This window comes from Rhizobacter fulvus, from assembly GCF_964020785.1.
The window spans coordinates 3,661,331-3,681,300 of the sequence record NZ_OZ224516.1 but is presented as its reverse complement, the minus strand read 5'-3'; the positions used below and the strand labels follow the sequence as shown (position 1 = coordinate 3,681,300).

18 protein-coding genes are annotated in these 19,970 nt (G+C 69.7%); 5 read left to right on the top strand and 13 right to left on the bottom strand.

The genetic code is table 11. The features are described 5' to 3' along the window. Positions 1-20: 20 nt before the first annotated feature. The gene (locus tag ACWH49_RS17395) at positions 21-935 is read right to left on the bottom strand and encodes a PP2C family protein-serine/threonine phosphatase (RefSeq protein ID WP_056462418.1); all 915 of its coding nucleotides are present in this window, start codon (positions 933-935) and stop codon (positions 21-23) included. A gap of 14 nt (positions 936-949) precedes the next feature. After that, complete coding sequence (locus ACWH49_RS17390; protein ID WP_448172600.1) at positions 950-1,918, bottom strand: serine/threonine protein kinase; 969 nt, start codon at positions 1,916-1,918, stop codon at positions 950-952. A gap of 27 nt (positions 1,919-1,945) precedes the next feature. On the opposite strand from ACWH49_RS17390, the gene ACWH49_RS17385 reads away from it, so the two are divergent. From ACWH49_RS17385 to ACWH49_RS17370, 4 genes are all read left to right on the top strand, one after another. Further along, on the top strand, positions 1,946-2,890 hold the full coding sequence (locus ACWH49_RS17385) for a YicC/YloC family endoribonuclease (RefSeq protein WP_448172599.1): 945 nt from the start codon (positions 1,946-1,948) through the stop codon (positions 2,888-2,890). 14 nt (positions 2,891-2,904) lie between these two features. Further along, the gene (gene gmk / locus ACWH49_RS17380; protein WP_448172598.1) at positions 2,905-3,525 is read left to right on the top strand and encodes a guanylate kinase; all 621 of its coding nucleotides are present in this window, start codon (positions 2,905-2,907) and stop codon (positions 3,523-3,525) included. 37 nt (positions 3,526-3,562) lie between these two features. Next, positions 3,563-3,766, top strand: coding sequence for a DNA-directed RNA polymerase subunit omega (rpoZ, locus tag ACWH49_RS17375; RefSeq protein ID WP_056462407.1), 204 nt, complete (start codon positions 3,563-3,565; stop codon positions 3,764-3,766). A 91-nt stretch (positions 3,767-3,857) separates the two neighbouring features. Then, on the top strand, positions 3,858-6,134 hold the full coding sequence (locus tag ACWH49_RS17370) for a RelA/SpoT family protein (protein WP_448172597.1): 2,277 nt from the start codon (positions 3,858-3,860) through the stop codon (positions 6,132-6,134). Here ACWH49_RS17370 and greB read toward each other — a convergent pair. The 11 genes from greB to ACWH49_RS17315 form a co-directional block, all read right to left on the bottom strand. Further along, positions 6,131-6,712 carry a transcription elongation factor GreB gene (greB, locus tag ACWH49_RS17365; RefSeq protein ID WP_448172596.1) on the bottom strand — a complete coding sequence of 194 codons (582 nt, stop codon included), beginning with the start codon at positions 6,710-6,712 and terminating at the stop codon, positions 6,131-6,133. The genes ACWH49_RS17370 and greB overlap by 4 nt on opposite strands. 45 nt (positions 6,713-6,757) lie before the next feature. Beyond that, positions 6,758-7,066 (bottom strand): EthD family reductase, encoded by a 309-nt coding sequence (locus ACWH49_RS17360; protein ID WP_448172595.1) that lies wholly within the window; start codon positions 7,064-7,066, stop codon positions 6,758-6,760. After that, the gene (locus ACWH49_RS17355; RefSeq protein WP_448172594.1) at positions 6,961-8,859 is read right to left on the bottom strand and encodes a vWA domain-containing protein; all 1,899 of its coding nucleotides are present in this window, start codon (positions 8,857-8,859) and stop codon (positions 6,961-6,963) included. The genes ACWH49_RS17360 and ACWH49_RS17355 overlap by 106 nt, the downstream gene beginning before the upstream one ends. Next, positions 8,856-9,413 (bottom strand): hypothetical protein, encoded by a 558-nt coding sequence (locus tag ACWH49_RS17350; RefSeq protein ID WP_448172593.1) that lies wholly within the window; start codon positions 9,411-9,413, stop codon positions 8,856-8,858. The genes ACWH49_RS17355 and ACWH49_RS17350 overlap by 4 nt, the downstream gene beginning before the upstream one ends. Beyond that, entirely contained in the window at positions 9,404-10,441 is a 1,038-nt protein-coding gene (locus tag ACWH49_RS17345; protein ID WP_448172592.1) for a vWA domain-containing protein, read from the bottom strand. The genes ACWH49_RS17350 and ACWH49_RS17345 overlap by 10 nt, the downstream gene beginning before the upstream one ends. Then, positions 10,438-11,334 carry a hypothetical protein gene (locus ACWH49_RS17340; protein ID WP_448172591.1) on the bottom strand — a complete coding sequence of 299 codons (897 nt, stop codon included), beginning with the start codon at positions 11,332-11,334 and terminating at the stop codon, positions 10,438-10,440. Before ACWH49_RS17340 ends, ACWH49_RS17345 begins: the two co-directional genes overlap by 4 nt. Continuing rightward, positions 11,331-12,200: a DUF58 domain-containing protein gene (locus ACWH49_RS17335; RefSeq protein ID WP_448172590.1), complete on the bottom strand. Its 870-nt coding sequence runs from the start codon at positions 12,198-12,200 to the stop codon at positions 11,331-11,333. Before ACWH49_RS17335 ends, ACWH49_RS17340 begins: the two co-directional genes overlap by 4 nt. A 1-nt stretch (position 12,201) precedes the next feature. After that, a complete protein-coding gene (locus tag ACWH49_RS17330; RefSeq protein ID WP_448172589.1) occupies positions 12,202-13,224 on the bottom strand; it encodes an AAA family ATPase in 1,023 nt (340 codons plus the stop codon). A 130-nt stretch (positions 13,225-13,354) separates the two neighbouring features. Beyond that, positions 13,355-15,847, bottom strand: a complete 2,493-nt coding sequence (locus ACWH49_RS17325; protein WP_448172588.1) for a TonB-dependent receptor — start codon at positions 15,845-15,847, stop codon at positions 13,355-13,357. 89 nt (positions 15,848-15,936) lie between these two features. Continuing rightward, positions 15,937-16,581 carry a response regulator gene (locus ACWH49_RS17320; RefSeq protein WP_448172587.1) on the bottom strand — a complete coding sequence of 215 codons (645 nt, stop codon included), beginning with the start codon at positions 16,579-16,581 and terminating at the stop codon, positions 15,937-15,939. Further along, positions 16,578-17,600 (bottom strand): histidine kinase, encoded by a 1,023-nt coding sequence (locus ACWH49_RS17315; protein ID WP_448172586.1) that lies wholly within the window; start codon positions 17,598-17,600, stop codon positions 16,578-16,580. Before ACWH49_RS17315 ends, ACWH49_RS17320 begins: the two co-directional genes overlap by 4 nt. A 530-nt stretch (positions 17,601-18,130) precedes the next feature. Between ACWH49_RS17315 and ACWH49_RS17310 the strand changes: the two genes are divergently transcribed. Further along, on the top strand, positions 18,131-19,951 hold the full coding sequence (locus ACWH49_RS17310; protein ID WP_448172585.1) for a methanol/ethanol family PQQ-dependent dehydrogenase: 1,821 nt from the start codon (positions 18,131-18,133) through the stop codon (positions 19,949-19,951). The last annotated feature ends 19 nt before the right edge of the window (positions 19,952-19,970 follow it).

Here is a 19,970-nt window from a genome sequence, read left to right as displayed (position 1 = left end):
CGCGGACGGTATGCCCCGATTCAGCTCTTCTTCTGGGAAGAGCGCCGGATCGCTTCGTTGATCTCGCGGATCGAGCGCTCGATCTCGGCGTCGTCGAGCTCGTCGGGCGCGTCGCTGCCGAGCACGCTGGCCTGGATCGTCGAGGCGAACACCTCTTCGCCGAGCTGCTGGGTCGAGACGCCCGTGGTGCTGTCGTTGTCCTCCGCAGCCTCCCACTCGACCGCGAGGACCGAGACGTTGTCGCTCTTCGCGCCGCCGTTGCGCAGCGCCTGCTCGACCAGCTCGGGCACCGCGTCGGAGATCACGTTCTTCGAGAGCTGCTCGACGATCACCGCATCCTCGACCGTGCCCCACAGCCCGTCGGAGCACAGCAGCAGCCGGTCGCCGGCCTGCAGCAGCAGCGGCCCGACGGTGTCGATCACCGGCTTGCCGGGGCTGCCCAGGCAGGTGAACAGCACGTTGCGATTGAAGCGGTCGGGCATCGGCACGACATGGCTCATCGTCTGCTGCAATTCGGAATACGAGTGGTCGCGGGTGCGGGCGATCAGCTTGTCGCCGCGCACCAGGTACAGCCGCGAGTCGCCGCAGTGCGCCCAGTAGGCCGCGTTGCCCTGCAGCAGGCAGGCGACGACGGTCGTGCGCGGGGTGTCGATCAGCGCCTTCTGAGTGGCGTAGCGCAGCAGCTGGTGGTGGCCGGCGATCGTCGCTTCCTGCAAGAAGCGCAGCGGGTCGGCCAGCGTGGGCTTGCAGTCGCGCTGGAACATCGCGGCGAGCGTCTGCAACGCGAGCTGCGAAGCGACCTCCCCTTCGGGGTGCCCGCCCATGCCGTCGGCGAGCGCGAACAGCCCTGCGTCCCGCGTGTAGCAATAGCCCATGCGGTCTTCGTTTTTTTCGCGGCCGCCCTTTCGGCTGACCTGGTAGACGGAGAAGCGCATCGTGGTGCTCCCCCTCAGGCCTTGGCGCCGGCGGTCAGGTTCTCGAGCTGGAGCTTCAGGCGCTCGCTGAAGCTGAGCTTGGTATAGCGGCGCTCGGTCTCGCGGGCCAGTTCCTTCTGCAGCGCGAACACGCTCTGCGGGCGCGACAGCGGGTCGAGCGACATGCACCACTCGGTCACTTCGATCAGGTTGTCCGAGTAGACATTGCGCAGGCGTGACAGGCTGAGCGCCAGGCGGTCCTTCTCGATCCGCTGCGGCGCGTCGTTCGGCGGGTAGCCCTGCATGCAGGCGTAGATGCAGGCGCCGATCGCGTAGATGTCGGTCCAGGGGCCGAGCGAGCCGTCGCGCCGGTACATCTCGGGCGCGGCGAAGCCGGGCGTGTACATCGGGCGGATGAAGTTGCCTTCCTTGCTCAGCACTTCGCGCGCGGCGCCGAAGTCGAGCAGCACCGCCTTGTTCTCGTTGGTGATGAAGATGTTCGCCGGCTTGATGTCCAGGTGCAGCATCTTGTGCTGGTGGACGATGCGCAAGCCGCGCAGGATCTCGTCGAACAGCGAGCGGATCGTGCTTTCGCGGAATACCTTGTCGCGCTTCAGGTCGCGCGCGGTGACGATGAAATCCTGCAGCGTGTCGCCCTGCAGGTAGTTCATCACCATGTACACGGTTTCGTTCTCGCGGAAGAAGTTCAGCACCGAGACGACGCTCGGGTGGCTGATCTGCGCCAGTGAGCGCCCTTCTTCGAAGAAACTCTTCAGGCCAAGCCGGTACAGCGGCTGCTTCTCGGGCTTGACCCGCGGCGTCAGTTCGCCGGGCGAGCGCTCGGCGAGCGAGGACGGGAGGTACTCTTTCAGCGCGACCAGGTGCCGGTCGGCGTCTTCACACAGGTACACCACGCCGAACCCACCGGCGGCGAGCTTCTTGATGACCTGGTAGCCACCCACCACCGTGCCGGAAGGCAAGGGAGCGGGTTTGGGCTTTGACATAATCCGGTTTTCTCTCGGTAATTGTGAATGGCAGTCTACAGCATGACCGGCTTCGCGAGCGCCTCCTCCGGGCCTCGTTCCGCTTCGGAAACAGCGGGCGCTGCGGACAATTTGGCAAGCCGCGCGACCGGTGCCGCGGCCGCCACCATCCACGTCGAGCTGCGCTCGGTTAACAATCGGTTTCTGGACGTTTCGTTTCGGCTGCCCGACGAGTTCCGCTCGCTGGAACCGACCCTGCGCGAGTTGATCGCCGGTGCGTTCAAGCGCGGCAAGATCGAGTTGCGCCTGAACACGCGCAGCGACAGCGAGACCCAGTGGCCCCAGCCGCAGACCGACCAGTTGAACCGCCTGGTGCGCCTGGAAAGCACCGTGCGCGGCTGGTTGCCGAACGCCGCCGGGCTGTCCGTTCATGAAGTCCTGCAGTGGTGCAAGGGCAGTGCCACCAGCGAGAAGCTGGACGAGCCGGCGCTCGACGCGGCCCGGCGTTGCATCGCCGGACTGCGCGAAGCGCGCGCCCGAGAAGGCGAGCGGCTCGTCAAGGTGCTGATGGAACGCGTCGACCGGCTGCGCGAACTCGCGCTGCAGGCCGAGCCGCTCGTGCCGGCGGTCGTCAAGCGTCAACAGCAGCGTTTCCTGGAGCGCTGGACCGAAGCACTCGAGGCCACCGGCGCCGCCAACACGATCTCGCGCGAGGCACTGCAGGAGCGCGCGCTGAACGAGGCCGCCGCGTACTCGATCCGCATCGACGTCGCGGAGGAACTCGCGCGGCTGCGCTCCCATCTCGACGAGATCGCGCGGCTGCTGAAGGCCGGCGGCGAGGTCGGCAAGCGGCTCGACTTCCTGATCCAGGAGCTGCTGCGCGAGGCCAACACGCTCGGCTCCAAGGCCTCGGCGCTGGAGCTCACGAACATCTCGGTCGAGATGAAGGTCGCGATCGAGCAGTTGCGCGAGCAGGTGCAGAACATCGAGTAGGAATCGGACTGACCATGGACTACCCTGGCAACCTGTTCGTCGTCGCCGCACCCAGCGGGGCCGGCAAGTCGAGCCTGGTCAGCGCGCTGCTGCAGGTCGATTCGCACCTCGTCGTCGCGGTCTCGCACACCACCCGGGCGCCGCGCGGGCAGGAGCAGCAGGACCGCGAGTACCACTTCACCGACGAGGCGACCTTCCGCGCGATGATCGCGCGCGGCGAGTTCTTCGAGTGGGCCGAGGTGCACGGCCACCTCTACGGCACCTCGCGCGCCGCGATCGAGACCCGCATCACCGGCGGTCAGGACGTGGTGCTGGAGATCGACTGGCAGGGCGCGCTGCAGATCAAGAAGCTGTTCCCGAACGCGATCCTGATCTTCATCCTGCCGCCGAGCTGGGAGGAACTCCAGCAGCGCCTGAACCGGCGCGGCGAGGACAAGCCCGAGGTCATCGCGAAGCGCATGGAGAACGCCCGCATCGAGGTGTCCAAGGCCCGCGAGTTCGACTTCGTTATAATCAATGCCTTGTTTGAAACGGCGCTCTTCGATCTGAAGGCGATCGTTCATTCGCAGCGCCTCAAGTACGCTGCACTCCAAAGAAGCAAGCCTGCTGTCTTTGCCGCGCTCGACCTGAGCTGATCTGGCTGGACACGACAGCTGAACACCGAAAGACATCATGGCCCGCATCACCGTCGAAGATTGCCTCACCAAGATCCCGAACCGGTTCCAGCTGGTGCTCGCCGCGACCTACCGCGCGCGCATGCTGAGCCAGGGCCATGCCCCGAAGATCGAGACCAAGAACAAGCCCGGCGTGACCGCGCTGCGCGAGATCGCGGCCGGCGAGATCGGCATCGAGATGCTGCGCAAGGTGCCGGTCTGAATTGACTTCCCCGGTGGCGCGGCACGCCACCGCCCGCCCGGCGGGTAGCCCCCTACCGACCCTCGCGGTCGATCCACGTTAAATTCGGGTCATGACCGCCCGCGCCCCCAACGCCCTGCGAGACCCGGCCCCCACCGCCGTCGCGGGCAAGCGCGCCCCGCCCTCCAAGCCCTTGCCGGCCGCGGTCGACGCCGCCGCCGCGTCCTTCGCCGCACTGACCCACAAGCTCGACTACCTCGACCCGGCCGACACCAAGCGGGTGCGCGAGGCCTACCGCTTCGCCGACGAGGCGCACCTCGGCCAGTTCCGTGCCAGCGGCGAGCCTTACATCACCCATCCGATCGCGGTCGCCGGCCTGTGCGCCGACTGGAAGCTCGACGCGCAGGCCATCATGGCCGCGCTGATGCACGACGCGATGGAAGATTGCGGCATCACGAAGATCGAGCTGATCGAGAAGTTCGGCGCACCGGTGGCCGACCTGGTCGACGGCCTGACCAAGCTCGACAAGCTGCAGTTCTCGACCCGCGAGGAATCGCAGGCCGAGTCGTTCCGCAAGATGCTGCTGGCGATGGCGCGCGATGTGCGCGTGATCCTGATCAAGCTCGCCGACCGCCTGCACAACATGCGCACGATGGACGCGATGGCCGCGTCCAAGCGCACCCGCATCGCCGGCGAGACGCTCGAGATCTACGCGCCGATCGCGCACCGCCTCGGCCTGAACCAGACCTACCGCGAGTTGCAGGAGCTGTCGTTCGAGCACCTGCGGCCGTGGCGGCAGGCGGCGCTGTCCAAGGCCGTGCAGAAGGCGCGCGGCTATCGGCGCGACATCGTCGAGCGCATCCAGCACGACGTCGAGCGCGCGTTCCTGCAGGCCAAGCTGCCGGTGCAGGTCTACGGCCGCGAGAAGACGCTGTTCTCGATCTACAAGAAGATGCGCGAGAAGCACCTGACCTTCGCGCAGGTCAACGACATCTTCGGCTTCCGGATCGTGGTCGCCGACCTGATGCAGTGCTACATGGCGCTGGGCGTGCTCCATCAGCTCTTCAAACCTCTTCCCGGCCGCTTCAAGGACTACATCGCGATCCCGAAGGCCAACGGCTACCAGTCCCTGCACACCACGCTGGTCAGCCCGCTCGGCACGGCGGTCGAGTTCCAGATCCGCACCGAGCAGATGCATGCGATCGCCGAGAAGGGCATCGCCGCGCACTGGCTCTACAAGAGCGGCGGCGCGCAGGTGCAGGAGGCGCAGCGCCTGGGCGCGATGTGGCTGCAGTCGCTGATCGACATCCAGGACGAGACGCACGACGCGAACGAGTTCCTCGAGCATGTCAAGATCGACCTGTTCCCCGACGCGGTCTACGTGTTCACGCCGAAGAGCAAGATCCTGGCCCTGCCGCGCGGCGCAACCCCGGTCGACTTCGCCTACGCGATCCACACCGACGTCGGTGACCACACCGTCGCCGCCAAGGTCAACGGCGAGCCGGTGGCGCTGCGCACCGAGCTGCGCAGCGGCGACGTGGTCGAGATCGTCAGCACCGCCGGCGCGCGGCCGAACCCGGCGTGGCTGAACTTCGTGCGCACCGGCCGCGCGCGCTCGAAGATCCGCCACTACCTGAAGAACATGGAGCAGGAAGAGTCGCGCGACCTGGGCGAGAAGATGCTCGCGCAGGCGATGCGCGCGGAAGGCATGCAGCTGCCAGGCAGCGAGCCGCCCGAGGCCGCGCTGTGGCAGCAGCTGACCCGCTGGAGCGGCAACAAGACCCGCGACGACCTGTTCACCGACATCGGCCTCGGCCGCAAGATCGCCACCATCGTTGCGAAGCGGCTCGCGCGCCTGCTGGCCGAGCACGGCACCAAGCCCGACGCGCTGACGCTGACGATGGGCCGGTACGCCGCCGACGACGCCGCACCGGCGCAAGGCATGGTGCTGATCGACGGCAGCGAGGGCGCGTCGGTCCAGCTGGCACCGTGTTGCCGGCCGATCCCGGGCGACGCGATCGTCGGCTACCTGGGCCGCGGCGAGGGGCTGATGGTTCACACCGTCGAGTGCAGCGTCGGTAAGCGGCTGTTCGAGCGCGACAGCGAGCACTGGATGAGCGTCGACTGGGCCGAGCAGCCGTCACGCTCGTTCGAGACGGCGGTGACGCTGCTCGTCACCAATGGCAAGGGCGTGCTGGCACAGGTGGCCCAGGCGGTGAGCGAGGCCGAGGCCGACATCACCCACATCGAGATGGGCAACGAACCTGCCGCCGAGACCACCGAGCTGCAGCTGCTGCTCAGCGTGCGCGACCGCCTGCACCTCGCCGACGTGATGCGCACGCTCAAGCGCGCGCCGTCGGTGCAGCGCGTCGCCCGCGTCAAGCCCTAGCGTTCCTCGCCGGCCTGCGGCGGCGCCGGATAGCGCACGTCGATCACCTCGATCTGCTCGAGCCCACCCGGCGTCATCAGCTGCACCTCGTCGCCGACCCGCGCCTTCAGCAGGGCCCGTGCGATCGGTGCGATCCAGCTGACCTCGCCGTTCAGGTTGTCGACCTCGTCGATGCCCTTGATCGTGACCGTGCGCTCCTCGCCGCGCTGGTTCACGTAGGTCACCGTGGCGCCGAAGAACACCTGGTCGTGGCCGTAGTGCAGCGACGGGTCGGCGACCTCGGCGATGTCGAGCCGCTTGGTCAGGAAGCGGATGCGCCGGTCGATCTCGCGCAGCCGCTTCTTGCCGTACAGGTAGTCGCCGTTCTCCGAGCGGTCGCCGTTCTTCGCGGCCCACGAGACGATCTCGACGATCTTCGGCCGCTCGTCGTCGAGCAGCGTCAGCAGTTCGGCGCGCAGCCGCGCGTAGCCGGCGGGCGTCAGGTAGTTCTTGGTCCCGGCGGGCAACGCGGGCAGCGCGATGTCGTCATCGTCCTCGTCGCCGGCGTTGTCGGACTCGCGGGTGAAAGCCTTGTTCATCGAATCGCTGCGGTGTTCGTCAACCGCGATTCTGAACGCGGCGCCTCAGACCGGCTTGGTGTCGAACATCAGCAGTTCGACGCCCGCCTGGGCGAAGTTCGCCAGGTCGCCGGCAGTCGCCTGGCCCTCGGGCGACCCGAACGCCGCCTGGATCGCGGCCAGCGAATCGAACCCGAGGATCGCGGCCAGATGATAGGCCGACTCGCCCTGCGCCGAGCCCACCGGGCCGTCGCTGACCTCGTAGCTCTTCAGCCCGGGAATCTTCTTGGCCTTCGGCACGTGGGTCGAGAAGTAGTAGGCGTCGAACGCCGCCGCGTCGGCGGGCTTCTTGTAGAGGGCGACGAGCTTGGCCATGAAGATGTCTCCTGTCGATTGGGAATGGGAACGGGAACGGGAACAAGGTCGGCCTGCTTGTACAACGTCGCGTCGCGCACGTACAGAGGGGCAAGCCTACAAGTCGTACCAGCCGAGCCCGAGGATGAAACCGGATGCCCGGCCGCCATCGGCTCGCTGCTCTGCACGCTGAAGTCGATGGCGAGCTTCTCGCGCTTCAACCAGTGGCGCACGCCGATCTGAGTGAACGTGACCTCGCCCTCGCGTGCCAGTTCCGCAAAGAGCGTCGTGCGCCTGAACAGCTCGCGCTCGACGCCCACCGCGCCGGTCCAGACGCGGCGCTCGTCGCGCGCCTTGCTGATGCCTGCGTTCAGATGGAGGAGCGCGCCGCTCTTGCCGAGGACGATTGTCAGCGGCACCTTGACCCCGAGGTACGGGACCGTGCCGTCAGAACGCGTGCGTTCCACGCCGAGCGTCGCGCTGACGCCGACGCCCCAGCCGTCGCTGGCCAGGTTGTTGAACAGCTGCTTGAACTCGATCTCGGCCTCGTGCCCGGTTTCGGCGTCGCGCCGATCGACGAAGCGCGAGAGTTCGAACTGCACCGACCGGCCCTCGCCGAAGGTGTACTCGGGCTCGAACGACAGCCCGCGCACGCTGCCGAGCCGCTGCGTCCACGACTCGAACGACCAGACCTGCTCCTCGTCTTCGAGCACGGCCGTCCGTGCGACCTGGAACGGCCGATCATTGGCCCGCGCGGGCGACGCGGACAGCAAGGCGCCCAGAGCGATGATCGCGACGGTGCCGTGCGCCGCCAGCCCGGCCCCGCCGCGGCGCAGCAGCGGCCCGGCGTAGCGCGCCAGCAGCAGGGCGAGCGCGAGGCCGCCGAAGAGCGCGCGCAGGTCGGCACGCACCGGTGTGGGCTTGGCCAGCGCCGGCGCGGTCAGCGCGTCGACCAGTGCGTCCACCGACTCGAGCCTCACGAACGCCAGCCCCTGTTCGCGTCCCAACAGCCGCAGGTACGGCTCGCGCAATGCCGACAGGTGCTCGCTGCCGGGCGTCGCGCCGAGCGCCGGCAGCGGTGCGGCGGCGGCGTCGTCGGTCATGCGCTCGCCGCCGACGCTGGTGGCGCGGCCGCTGCCGTACACGTCGGCCTGCGCCACCTCGTCCGCCTGCCAGAAGCCGAGCGGGCGCCCGCTCGGGTCGCTCTTCGGGATCGGCGACGGCCGGGCGGCACCGACGCCGACGAGCACGCCGGCCACGTCGCCGGGCTTGTCGTCGAAGCGCGGCCGGTGCTGCGCGCTCAGCGGCGGCGCCTCCTGGCCGTCGGTCACGAACACCAGCGACGGGCTGCCGGGCAGGCGGCGCGCCAGCTCGAAGCCGCTGTGCAGGCCCTTGGCGATCTCGCTGTTGCCGCTCCAGGCCATGCGGCCATCGATGCGGGCGAGCGTCGCGCGCAACTCGGCCAGGTTGGCGCAGACCTCGACCGGCTCGAACAGCAGGAACGAGCGGTACTCGGTGAATACAGCCCAGCCGATCTTCGAGCCGCAGGGCAGGCGCAGCAAGGCCTCGCGCAGCGCGCTCTTCGCGAACGCCAGGCGCGAGGCCGGCTTGCCGGCGAGCGCCTCGTCCTGGACGTCCATGCTTTGCGTGATGTCGAGCACCACCACGTGGTCGAAGCGCGCGCGCTCGACCGGCCAGCCCGGCCGCAGCAGGCAGGCCGCGAGGGCGATGCCCGCGCCCGCAAGCAGCCAGCGGGCGCTGTGGGTGTGCCACGACGCGGTCAGGCGGTCGATGAAGCGGGAGATCGTCGTCATGGGAGCCCCGGTGAATAGCCGCGCATCGTCGTCACCGCGCGCTCGCGGTTGCGCTCCTGCGTGACCGGTCCGGCGTCTTCGTCGTCCGGGTCCGGCAGCAGGCGCTGGGCGCGCTCGAGGTTGTAGCGCGCGTCCCAGTTCGACGGATCGTCGCGCAGCACGTCGCGGTAATACTCCTTGGCGAGTTCGAGCAGCGCGATGGCCTGGCCCGGCTGCGCGCTGGCGCGCACCTCGATCGCCTGGCGCACCAGCAGGTTGGCGCTGTTGTAGCGCGCCGCCGCGCCGAGCCGGGGGTCGCCCTGCAGCGCGCGGTAGCGGTTCAGCGCGACGTCGCGCGCACTGCTGGCGGCCGCGTCCTGGGCCTGTGCATGGGCGCGCGCGAAACGCAGTTCCGGCGGCTCGCCGGGCTGGTCGGCGGCGGTGTCGGCCTTCTCGATCCGGGCGTTGGTCCGCGCCGCGCGCCACAGGGCCGCGGCATCGAACAGCACCGCGAGCAGCGCGAAAGCAAGGAGTGCCAGCACCAGGCGGGTCCGCGAACGCGTGGCTAGGCCCATCGCCGCAGCTCCATTAAATTGGCCGCGAGCAGCGCCAGCACTGCGCCGAGCGCGACCGCGTAGCCGACGCCGGAGAGATCGCGCCGCGGCACCGTGTCTTGGTAGGTGATCGGCAGGTTCTCGAGCCGGTTCACGTCGTCCACCGCCTGTTGCAGCGCCTCGGGCGTGCCGGCCTCGTAGGCGCGGTACGGCGTGCCGAGCGACAGGAAGTAGCGGTGCAGGAAATACTCCGGCACCGCATCGGCGTTCTCGGGGGGCTCGGCCTGGTCGGGCAGCAGGCCGGGGCTGCGGGCCGAGCGGATGTAGATCCAGTAGATCGCGGCGCGGGTCTGGCGGGCGGTCTGCGCGATCCGCTCGCGCGCGGCGGGGTCGATGCGGTCACCGCCGTCGGAGACCAGCAGGATGATGCGCGAGCCGGTGTAGGGCCGGTCGACGAAATAGCCGAAGGCGGATTCGAGCGCGAGCGCGATGTTGGTCTCGGACAGCCCTCGGCCGATGTTGCCGGCGTTGATCGCGGCCTGGATCACCTCGTACTTCTGCGTGAATTCGAGCAGACGCAGCGGCAGCGTGCTGAACACGATCATGCCGAAGCGGTCGTCCGGCCGCTTGGCCGCGAACTCGGAGAGCACGCGCCGCGCCACCAGGCCCTTGGTCTCGCGCGCCTCGCTGGCGCGCAGCTTGGAGTAGTAGTCGAGCGCTTCCGGCCCGGTGCCGCGCACGGCCGGGTTGCGGGCGCCGCCGAAGCTCTGGTCCATGCTGCGGCTGCGGTCCAGCAGCAGCACGATCTCGGCCCCGCGCCCGACCCGCTCGACCTCGTACTCCGGCCGGTACGGCCCGGCCAGCCCGATGACGATCGCCGCGATCGCCAGCACCGCCGCCGCGCGCAGCACCCATTGCAGCGCCTGCGAGGCCGCGTCGCGCGGCAGCAGCGCGGCCCACGCGTTCGGCAGCGCGCCGCGCGGCTGCGCGATCACCGGCAGAAGCGCCAGCGGCAGCAGCCAGAGCCAGGCGGCCTGATCGAAGCTCATGCGGCGCCCCGCTCGACATCCCGGCAGCGGCGGCACAGTTCGACCAGCCACCGCGCATCACCTGCCCCACCCCCGCCGCCAAAGAACTCCGCGCGCGATCGGGCGAAGAAGCGCGCCAGGTCCTCGCGCAGCGCCGCGAAACGCGGGCGGCGCGCGACGAAGTCGTCAAGACCGGGCTCGAACAGCACCTCCCCGGCGGTCTCGTTCAGCGCCGCGTGCAGGCGCTCGAACGCCGCGCGGCGCTGCCCCGCATCGGGCTGGGCCGGGAGTGCGCACAACGACGCCCACGCGCGGCCGAACGGTCGACGCCGCCGCGACGACCACGGCAGCACGAGGTAGACCTGCGCGAGGTAGGCGAGCAGCAGCGCGATCACGATCAGCTCGAAGGCAAGGCGCGTGCGCGTCGGCGCGGTATCGAGCAGCGGCGGCGCGCGATCGGGCCGCATCTCGCCCAGGCCGTCACGCGGCGACGCCTCGGTCGGCGCCAGCGGACCGACCGTCACCGGCCAGGCATCGATGCGCAGCGTCTGCGCGCGTGGCGTGCCGCTGAAGTGCAGTTCGACGACCGGCATCTCCAGCACCCGCACCTCGCGCGGTGCGAGGAACACCTGGTAATCCAGTTGCAGCGATTGCGGCACGCCGGACAGCGAGCGGCGCAGCACGACCCGTTGCAACTCCAGCGCCCGGCCCCGGCTGCCGGCGCGCGGCAGCGAGTCCTCGTCGAGCGTCAGGCCGTCGGGCACCTGCAACGCGACGCGTCGCGAGACCACGTCGCCGACCGTGTAGCCGAACGCACGCGGCGTATCGCTGACGGCGGTGAGCACCGCGGGCGCCGCCGCGACGCGGACGGCCGCGGCCAGGCCCAGCGTCGCCAACGCAACGGCGCGCCTCATGAGTGGAAGTGCCGGGTCACGGCCTCGGCGTCGTACCCGCCTTCGATGAACAGCGGCTTGAGCCGACGGGCGCGGAACAGCTGCAGCAAGGCCGCACGGCGTGCCGCGTGGGCCGCCTCCCAGCGCGCGCGCAGCGCCGGGCGCCACCAGACCAGGCGCTGCCGACCGCTCTCGGGGTCGATCACCTGGGCCAGTCCGCGCGCGGCGCCGAGACCGAACTCCAGCGGGTCCCACAGCACCGTCGGCACGACGTCGTGCGCGCTCAGGCCATCGAGCACGGCGGCGACCTGGTCGAGCGGCAGGTGGAAGTCGGAGACGAGGAACAGCAGCGCGCGCCGGCGCCCGAGATGACGCGGCGCATCGAGCAGCCCGCGCGCGTCGCGGCCCGCGGGTTGCAGCGCGCGCAAGCGCCGTGCGGTCTCGCCGCCGGCCGCGCGGTGGCGGCTCTGCGGCTGCAGCAGGTCGGCGCGCACCGCCGCGTCGCAGCCGACGAAGCCGAAGCTGTCGCCGGTCCGCCAGGCCGACCAGGCCAGGCTCTCGACCAGGTCGGCGAGCACCGCGAGTTTGCGGGTGCGCCCGGCGAATCCCATCGATGCCGACAGATCGGCCACGACCGTGACCGGGATCGACTGCCGCTGGCTGTAGATGCGCACCCGCCAGTCGCCGAACGGATCGCGCAGGCTGGCGTGCAGGTCGAGCCGGCGCGGGTCGGGCGCGTCGAGCAGCGACGCGTGGCCCCGGAACTCGAAGCCGCTCTGCCCGCGGGTGCTGCGGTGATGGCCGGGAAAGTGCCCGAGCACCGGCGCGCCGACGCGGTAGTGCACCTCGCGGACCGCGGCGCTGCCGGTCACCGCCGAGCCCGCCATCTCAGGGCGCCGCCACGCTGCCCAGGATGCCGGCGATCAGCGGCGCGGCGATCTCCTGGCGGCGCATCTCGTAGACCGGCTGGAAGCACAGCCGGTGGGCGATCGTCACGTCGAAGACCGCCTGCACGTCCTCGGGCGTCGCGTAGTCGCGACCTTCCAGCCACGCCGTGACGCGGGCCGCCCGCAGCAGCATGCTCATGCCGCGCGGGCTGGCGCCGGCGAGCATCAGCTGGGCGGTGTCGAGGTCGGCCAGCTTGACGCCGAAGTCGGCCGGCGCCGCGGTGGCGCGCCACAGGTCGAGCGCGTACTTCTGCAGCGCGTCGGAGGCCTGCACGCTGCGCTGGATCTGCGCCGCCACGTCGTTCAGGTCGCGGTGGTCGAGCAGCGCGCCCGCGAGCGAGGCGATCAGCGCATCGGTGTCGTGGTAGCGCGGGTCGAACATCAGTGCGCGGCGCTGGTCCTCGTCGGACGGTGCGTCGATCGTCACTTCCATCATGAAGCGGTCGCGCGCCGCGGAGGCGATCTCGAAGGTCTCCTCGCGCTCGACGCGGTTGCGGTCGGCGAACACCAGCAGGTGCGGGAAGCGCCACTCGCGGTTGAAGGCCTGCACGCTGCGCTCGGCCATCACGCGCAGCAGCAGCGAGTGCACCTGCGGGCGGGCGCGGTTGATCTCGTTGAAGAAGAAGATCGCGAGGTCCTCGCCGTGCTCGATCAGCGGCCCGCGCTCGACCGCCGGCCGGCCTTCGGCGCTGATGTAGGTGTAGTAGACGAGGTCGCCCGGCATCAGGTCGATCGTGCCCTCGGTGCGCGCATATGCGCCGCCGAGCACCCGCGCGAAGGCGCGCAGCAAGGTCGTCTTGCCGACCCCGACATCGCCCTGCAGCAGCACGTGGCCGCGGGCGAACACCGCGGTGTTGACCAGGCGGATCACGCGCGCCTGGCCGATCACCGCGCGGCCGACCTCGTGTTCCAGCGTCAGGGCCCGGTCACGCCAGTCGGCCAGCAGTTCGTCGTTTCGGTTCATGCGGGAGCTCGGTTGAAACCCGCATGCCTTCTGCGGGACACTCTGCGCCGCCCGTGGAACACCCGCAGCGCGTCCGGGCGAGCGCCTGGCCCGTCAAGCAAGACGCACGCCGAACGATCGCCTGACCCGGCTAGCCGCCGAAGGCGTACTTCACCCCGACCCGGACGCTGCGCGGCGCGCCGGGCGCATAGAACGTGCTGTTCAGCAGCGGCCAGTCGCCGTTGGCGTCGGCCGGCAGCGGGCGCGCGCGGAAGTTGCCGTTCGCGTCGAACGCCGTCGCGCCCAGCTGCGCCGCGCTCGTGTAGTGGCGGTCGAACACGTTGTTGACCTGGACGAACACGCTCCATCGGGGCGTGGGTCGGTAGTCGACGCTCAGGTTCAGCACTGCGTAGCCGGGGTTGCGTCCGTTGCCGAGGTAGTAGGCGCCGTCGGGCTGGTGCCGGTTGTTCTCGTTGCCGCGCGCGTACGAGCTGCCGACGGCCGACAGGTCCGCGCCGAGGGTCCACGCCGGGCTCGGCTGGTAGTCCGCGAACAGCTTCAGGATCTGGCGCGGGATCAGCGGGATGCGGTTGCCGGGCTCGATGGCGATCGTTCCCTCGTGACCGGGAAAGCCGGCCGCCGCCGCGTCGTTGCTGCTGTTGGCCGAGCCGTCGACGATTTCGGCGCTGCGGTAGGTGGCGTCGAGATAGGTGTAGTTGAAGCCGATGTTCAGCCCCGCCGCGGCGCGCACGCTTGCGCCCGCCTCCAGCCCCTGACGCCGTGTCTTGCCGAAGTTCTTGAAGTAGCCGAAGCCGGCCTGGTTGTCGGCGACGAACAGGATGTCGTCGCGGTTGTCGGCGCGGAAGACGCCGAGGTTCCAGGTGAACTGCTCGGCCACGCCGCCGCGCAAGCCGGCCTCGAGCGTGCGGGTGACGATCTGCTTCAGCGGCGGGTCGCCGGCGAACGAGTTCGGCAGCTTGCACGGGTTGGCCGGGTCGGCGCAGCCCAGTTCGATCGCCGACGGCGCCCGGCTGCCGATGTTGTACCCGAGGTAGCCGCCGATCAGCTGGCTCGGCGACCAGGTCAGCCCGATCGCCGGGTTGAAGCGGCCGAAGACATGATCGCCGTCCAGCGAGCCCGGCCCGCCGCCGGGGAGGATGGCGTCGCGGTTCGTCACGGCGGTGCGGTTGTAGCGGCCGGACAGCGTCAGGTGGGTCTGGTCGTTCAGCGCCAGCGTGTCGGTCGCGAACACGCTCCAGGTGCGCGTGCGCGCGCTCAGGTCGACGCGGGTGTCGTACGGTTCGCCGTCGATGCTGCCGCCACTGACGCCGTCGCCGAACGCGCCGACGCCGCTCACGCTGCGATCGGGATTCAGGAATCCCAGCTCCGAGCCCTGCGTGAACGCGACCCGGCTGATGTCCAGTGCGGCGCCGATGACGACGACGTGGCTGCGCCCGGCGAGCATGCCATCCCAGTTCAGCTGGCCCGCCACGCCGTAGTTCGCCTGCCGGGTGCGGGTGGTGTTCAACACGGCGTTGCACAGCTCGGCCGGCTCGTCGTTGAGCAGCGCGTTGGCGATGCAGCGCCAGGTCGGGAACGGCGTGTTGCCGGCATCGGCGCCGCTGGTCGGGAAGCCGCTGTAGCCGGCGCCGGTCAACGCCGCCTGCTCGGTGGCGTTCGGCTGGTAGATCGCCTGGCCGAGCGCCTCGTCGTTGACGTCGCCGTTCAGCGTCGCGGTGCGGATGCGGCGGTAGTACGCGTTGCCCGAGAGGCTGAACGCGTTGTCCAGGCTGTGGCGGGCTTCGAGGTTCAGCATCGCCGAGCGGTTGGCAGTGCGGTCGGGCGAGGTGTAGACGCTGGCGCGGTCAGACGCCAACAGGCGCTGCTCCTGCATGCCGTTGCCGATCAGCGTGTTGTCGGCGAGCGCGGCCGACAACGCGAGGCGGGTGTCGGCCGACTTGAACCCGAGCTTGGCGAACAACTGGCTCACGTCGGTCGGCGAGGCCCGGCGCCAGCCGCGCTCGTGGAAGCGGTTGCCGTTGACGTACCAGTCCAGCCCGTCGGCACGGCTGCCGCCGCTCTCGAATTCCAGCGCGACGCGCCCATGCGAGCCGGCCGACACCTGCACCGACGACCCCGGGTGGGTGAGCCCGTCCTTCGTCGCGACCGATAGCGCGCCGCCGAGCGTGTTCAGGCCGAACAGCGGGTTCGAGCCCGGCATCAGCGTGATGCTGGCGATCGCGCCGCGCGGGATCAGGTCCCAGCTGACCACGTCGCCGAACGGCTGGTTCATGCGCACGCCGTTGACGTAGACCGACAGGCCCTGCGGCGTGCCGAGCAAGGGCGACGCGGTGAACCCGCGGAAATTGACATCGGGCTGGAACGGGTTGTTCTGGACCTCGTTGACATGCACGCCGCCGAGCCGGCGGCTCATGAAGTCGCTCAGGTCGAGCGCGTGACTGCGGTCGATGTCGGCCGATCGGGCGGTCTGCACATTCGCCGGGATCTGGTCTTTCGGCAGGCCGATGCCCGCGACCGGCGTGGTGCCCACGACCTCGGCCCTCGGCAGCGTGGCGACCGGCGCGCCCTGCGCGAAAGCGGCGGGCGCGAAGGTGGCCAGGGCCGCGGCAGCGATACTTCTCAAGGGTGACTCCGTGCTGCTGTCCAACGTGGCCGCCACGCTACCGGCGGCGGCGCGGACAGCCCAGGGAAAACTTCCCGACGACGCACCGGTCAGGCACCGGCGGCGTCGATCACGCGGTGCCGCAGCGCCAGGTGCGCGAGCGCCGCGGAGGTGACGACGCCCAGCTTCTCCTTGATCAGCGTCTGGTGGTTGGCCACGGTCTTCGGACTCAGCCGCAGCACCTGCGCGCACTCGGCGGAGCTGTGCCCTTGGGCGAGCAATTTGAAGATCTCGAACTCGCGCGCGCTCAGCGTCGCCAGCCGCTCGGTCTCGGGCTGCGGTTCGCGCGGCTGCAGCAGCGCGGCCGGCAGCTCCGGGCCGAGGTAGCGCTGGCCGGCATGCAGCGCGCGGATCGCGACGACCAGGCCGTCCGGCGCGCTCGCCTTGGTGAGGAAGCCGCGCGCGCCGGCCTCGAGCGCGCGCCGGACCAGCAGCGGGCTGTCGTGCATGCTGAACACCAGCACGCGCGCGGCCGCCGCACGCAACAGCACGCGGCGGATCAGCTCCATGCCGCCGCCGCCGGGCATCGACAGGTCGGTCACCAGCACATCGGGCGGCGCCGCGACGAACGCGGCGTAGGCCGCATCGCCGTCGCTGGCCTCGGCCACCACCTGCACGTCACCGGCCTGCTCGAGCAGGCGCCGATAGCCGGTGCGGACCACCGGATGATCGTCGGCCAGCAGCACCCGGATCATGCCGCCACCGCCTCGACCGGCGACACCGACCCGGCGACGGCGGCCGGCAGCGGCGCGCGCAATACGAGCCGCACACCGGCGCCGGGCGCGCTGCCGATCTCGAAGCTGCCGCCGATCATCGCGGCGCGCTCGGTCGCGCCCAGCAACCCCAGGCCGCGCCGGGCCACGCGCATGTCCATGCCGTGGCCGTCGTCCTGGATCTCGAGTTCAAGGCCGCGGGCCGGCGCCGCGACGATCGCCAGCAAGACCCGGACGCGCGTCGCGCCGGCGTGGCGCGCGACATTGGTCAGCGCCTCCTGGGTGATGCGGTAGATCGCGATCGTCGTCGCATCGTCCAGCCCCTGCAGCACGGCCTCGGGCGCTCGCCCCGTGTCGAGATCGCAGGCGATGCCGGTGCGCTGCCGCCAGCCCTCGCACAGGGCCTCCAGCGCGGCCGCCAGGCCGAGTGCGTCGAGATCGGCGGGGCGCAGCCGGCGCAGCATGTCGCGCACGAGCCGGTACAGCGACTGGGCCGCCGCGTCGGCACGCTGCGCACTGGCGCTCAGGCCCGCGTGGTCGTCGGCAGCGCAATGCAGCAGGTAGGCGGTCTCGACCCGCACCGCGCTGCAGCCCTGCGCGAACTCGTCGTGCAGCTCTCGCGCCAGCGCCAGGCGCTCGCTCTCCTGCAGCGCGATCAGCTGCTGCGCCAGCTCGCGGTTGCGTGCGAGCAGTTCGGCGACGCGCGCCTCGGCCTGCTCGCGCAGCGCAAGCTGGACCAGGCTCTCGCGGCGCCGCCGGAACGCGTACCAGACCAGCCCGCCGGCCAGCACCAGCAGCGCGAACGGCAGTTCGTCGACCTGCCAGCGCTCGAAGCGCGCCAGCGCGCGCCCCAGCGCCTCCTGCAGCTCGAAGGCCGAGGCCAGCAGGTAACTGACGAGGGTGAGCGCCGCGACCAGCGCCACGTCGCGGCGCCAGCGCGACGCCCGTCCGCCGCGGCCGGCGGGCGCATCGCGCGCAGTGAGATCGGAGGTTCGCAGCATGGGGTCGTCGGGTCCGCGAGCGCACGTCGCTCGATGCGCGTCTGGGTGGGTGCAGCGCGGACGGTACAGCAACTTCTGCGCCGTCCGCGCTCGCCGGCACGTTCGCATCGTGGCCGCGCGGCGCGCCCACTCTCGGCGAGTGGAACACTCTGCGCCAAAAGTGAGTTGAAGCGTTGCGCCGACTTCAGGCTGACGACACGCTCGACGCGATGTGCGACCGACGTGACCATGCCACGCGCGAGGGATTTCCCCGAGGCGCGCGATGCCACGCCCGAGCGGCCCCACATTTCGCGCCGGAAAGAGTTGCCGCCGACCGATTTTCAAGTTGAAAAAGAGAGGGTTTTCACCAAGGTTGTCGCCCTTGAAAGGCCGCGCGGAGGGGGGTGCTTCGATGTCGGCCGCAGGGCATTGGCCTGCGTTTCCGGATGGGCATGGATGTTGCGGACGAAGGCCTGTTGCGACAGCACGCGAGGGGATCCGGTGGCGACCTTCGCAACAACCCAGACCACCTTAAAAGCAAGGAGACATCAATGAGAGTTTCTCGACAATCGAGCGCGAGACTGGTCCGCCAGTTCGGGCTGGCGTTGCTCGCTGTACCGGCGTTGGCGCTCGCCAACGCCGATGTGGAGAAGAACATCGCCAACACCGGGAACTGGGCGATGCAGGCGGGGGACATGTACAACCAGCGCTACTCGCAGCTCAAGCAGATCAACACCTCCAACGTCGGCAAGATGCAGGTGGCCTGGACCTTCTCGACCGGCGTGCTGCGCGGCCACGAAGGCTCGCCGCTGGTGATCGACGGCATGATGTACATGACCTCGCCGTTCCCGAACAAGGTGTACGCGGTCAACCTCGACAACCAGCAGATCGTCTGGAAGTACGAGCCCAAGCAGGACCCGGCCGTGATCCCGCAGATGTGCTGCGACACGGTCAACCGCGGCGTCGCGTATGCCGAAGGCAAGGTCATCCTGCAGCAGGCCGACAGCACGCTGGTGGCGCTCGATTCCAAGACCGGCAAGGTGGTGTGGAGCGTCAAGAACGGCGATCCGAAGCTCGGCGCAGTCAACACCAACGCACCGCACATCTTCAAGGACAAGGTCATCACCGGCATCAGCGGTGGCGAGTGGGGTGTGCGCGGCTTCATCGCGGCCTACAACCTGTCCGACGGCAAGCTGGCCTGGAAGGGCTACAGCGTCGGCCCCGACGCCGAGATGCTGATCGACCCCGACAAGACGATGACCTGGACGGACGGCAAGATGGCGCCGGTCGGCAAGGACTCGTCGCTCAAGACCTGGAAGGGCGACCAATGGAAGACGGGCGGCGGCACGACCTGGGGCTGGTACAGCTACGACAAGGCGCTGAACCTGATGTACTACGGCACCGGCAACCCGTCGACCTGGAACCCGGCGCAGCGCCCCGGCGACAACAAGTGGTCGATGACCATCTTCGCGCGTGACGTCGACACCGGCATGGCCAAGTGGGTCTACCAGATGACGCCGTACGACGAGTGGGACTTCGACGGCATCAACGAGATGATCCTGGCCGACATCGACGTCAAGGGCAAACCGACCAAGGCGCTGGTGCACTTCGACCGCAACGGCTTCGCCTACACGATGGACCGCGTGACCGGTGCCCTGCTCGTCGCCGAGAAGTACGACCCGCAGGTCAACTGGGCCACCCACGTCGACATGAAGACCGGTCGTCCGCAGGTGGTCGCGAAGTACTCGACCGCCAAGGGCGGGCCCGATGTCAACACCAAAGGCATCTGCCCGGCGGCGCTCGGCAGCAAGGACCAGCAACCGGCCTCGTTCGATCCGGAGACCAAGCTCTTCTACGTGCCGACGAACCACGTCTGCATGGACTACGAGCCGTTCAAGGTCGAGTACACCGCGGGCCAGCCGTACGTCGGCGCGACGCTGTCGATGTTCCCGGCGCCGGGCAGCCACGGGGGCATGGGCAACTACATCACCTGGAACGCCAGCACCGGCAAGATCGTGCAGAGCCACGCCGAGAAGTTCTCGGTCTGGAGCGGCGCGCTCAACACCGCGGGCGGGATCTCCTGCTACGGCACGCTCGAGGGCTACCTGAAGTGTGTCGACAAGAAGGACATCAACAAGGAGCTCTTCAAGTTCAAGACCCCGTCGGGCATCATCGGCAACGTGTTCTCGTACATGCACAAGGGCAAGCAGTACATCGGCGTGTTCTCGGGCATCGGCGGCTGGGCCGGCATCGGCATGGCGGCGGGTCTCGAGAAGGACCAGGATGGCCTGGGTGCCGTGGGCGGCTACCGCGATCTGGCGAAGTACACCGAACTGGGTGGCTCGCTGACCGTGTTCGCGCTGCCGAACTGATCGCGTTTCGATAACAACG

What these genes read in the sequence shown, in the direction of transcription:
- ACWH49_RS17395 (WP_056462418.1), bottom strand. Translation starts at nt 935, where the DNA reads ATGCGCTTCTCCGTCTACCAGGTCAGCCGAAAGGGCGGCCGCGAAAAA.
- ACWH49_RS17390 (WP_448172600.1), bottom strand. Translation starts at nt 1,918, where the DNA reads ATGTCAAAGCCCAAACCCGCTCCCTTGCCTTCCGGCACGGTGGTGGGT.
- ACWH49_RS17385 (WP_448172599.1), top strand. Translation starts at nt 1,946, where the DNA reads ATGGCAGTCTACAGCATGACCGGCTTCGCGAGCGCCTCCTCCGGGCCT.
- gmk (WP_448172598.1), top strand. Translation starts at nt 2,905, where the DNA reads ATGGACTACCCTGGCAACCTGTTCGTCGTCGCCGCACCCAGCGGGGCC.
- rpoZ (WP_056462407.1), top strand. Translation starts at nt 3,563, where the DNA reads ATGGCCCGCATCACCGTCGAAGATTGCCTCACCAAGATCCCGAACCGG.
- ACWH49_RS17370 (WP_448172597.1), top strand. Translation starts at nt 3,858, where the DNA reads ATGACCGCCCGCGCCCCCAACGCCCTGCGAGACCCGGCCCCCACCGCC.
- greB (WP_448172596.1), bottom strand. Translation starts at nt 6,712, where the DNA reads ATGAACAAGGCTTTCACCCGCGAGTCCGACAACGCCGGCGACGAGGAC.
- ACWH49_RS17360 (WP_448172595.1), bottom strand. Translation starts at nt 7,066, where the DNA reads ATGGCCAAGCTCGTCGCCCTCTACAAGAAGCCCGCCGACGCGGCGGCG.
- ACWH49_RS17355 (WP_448172594.1), bottom strand. Translation starts at nt 8,859, where the DNA reads ATGACGACGATCTCCCGCTTCATCGACCGCCTGACCGCGTCGTGGCAC.
- ACWH49_RS17350 (WP_448172593.1), bottom strand. Translation starts at nt 9,413, where the DNA reads ATGGGCCTAGCCACGCGTTCGCGGACCCGCCTGGTGCTGGCACTCCTT.
- ACWH49_RS17345 (WP_448172592.1), bottom strand. Translation starts at nt 10,441, where the DNA reads ATGAGCTTCGATCAGGCCGCCTGGCTCTGGCTGCTGCCGCTGGCGCTT.
- ACWH49_RS17340 (WP_448172591.1), bottom strand. Translation starts at nt 11,334, where the DNA reads ATGAGGCGCGCCGTTGCGTTGGCGACGCTGGGCCTGGCCGCGGCCGTC.
- ACWH49_RS17335 (WP_448172590.1), bottom strand. Translation starts at nt 12,200, where the DNA reads ATGGCGGGCTCGGCGGTGACCGGCAGCGCCGCGGTCCGCGAGGTGCAC.
- ACWH49_RS17330 (WP_448172589.1), bottom strand. Translation starts at nt 13,224, where the DNA reads ATGAACCGAAACGACGAACTGCTGGCCGACTGGCGTGACCGGGCCCTG.
- ACWH49_RS17320 (WP_448172587.1), bottom strand. Translation starts at nt 16,581, where the DNA reads ATGATCCGGGTGCTGCTGGCCGACGATCATCCGGTGGTCCGCACCGGC.
- ACWH49_RS17315 (WP_448172586.1), bottom strand. Translation starts at nt 17,600, where the DNA reads ATGCTGCGAACCTCCGATCTCACTGCGCGCGATGCGCCCGCCGGCCGC.
- ACWH49_RS17310 (WP_448172585.1), top strand. Translation starts at nt 18,131, where the DNA reads ATGAGAGTTTCTCGACAATCGAGCGCGAGACTGGTCCGCCAGTTCGGG.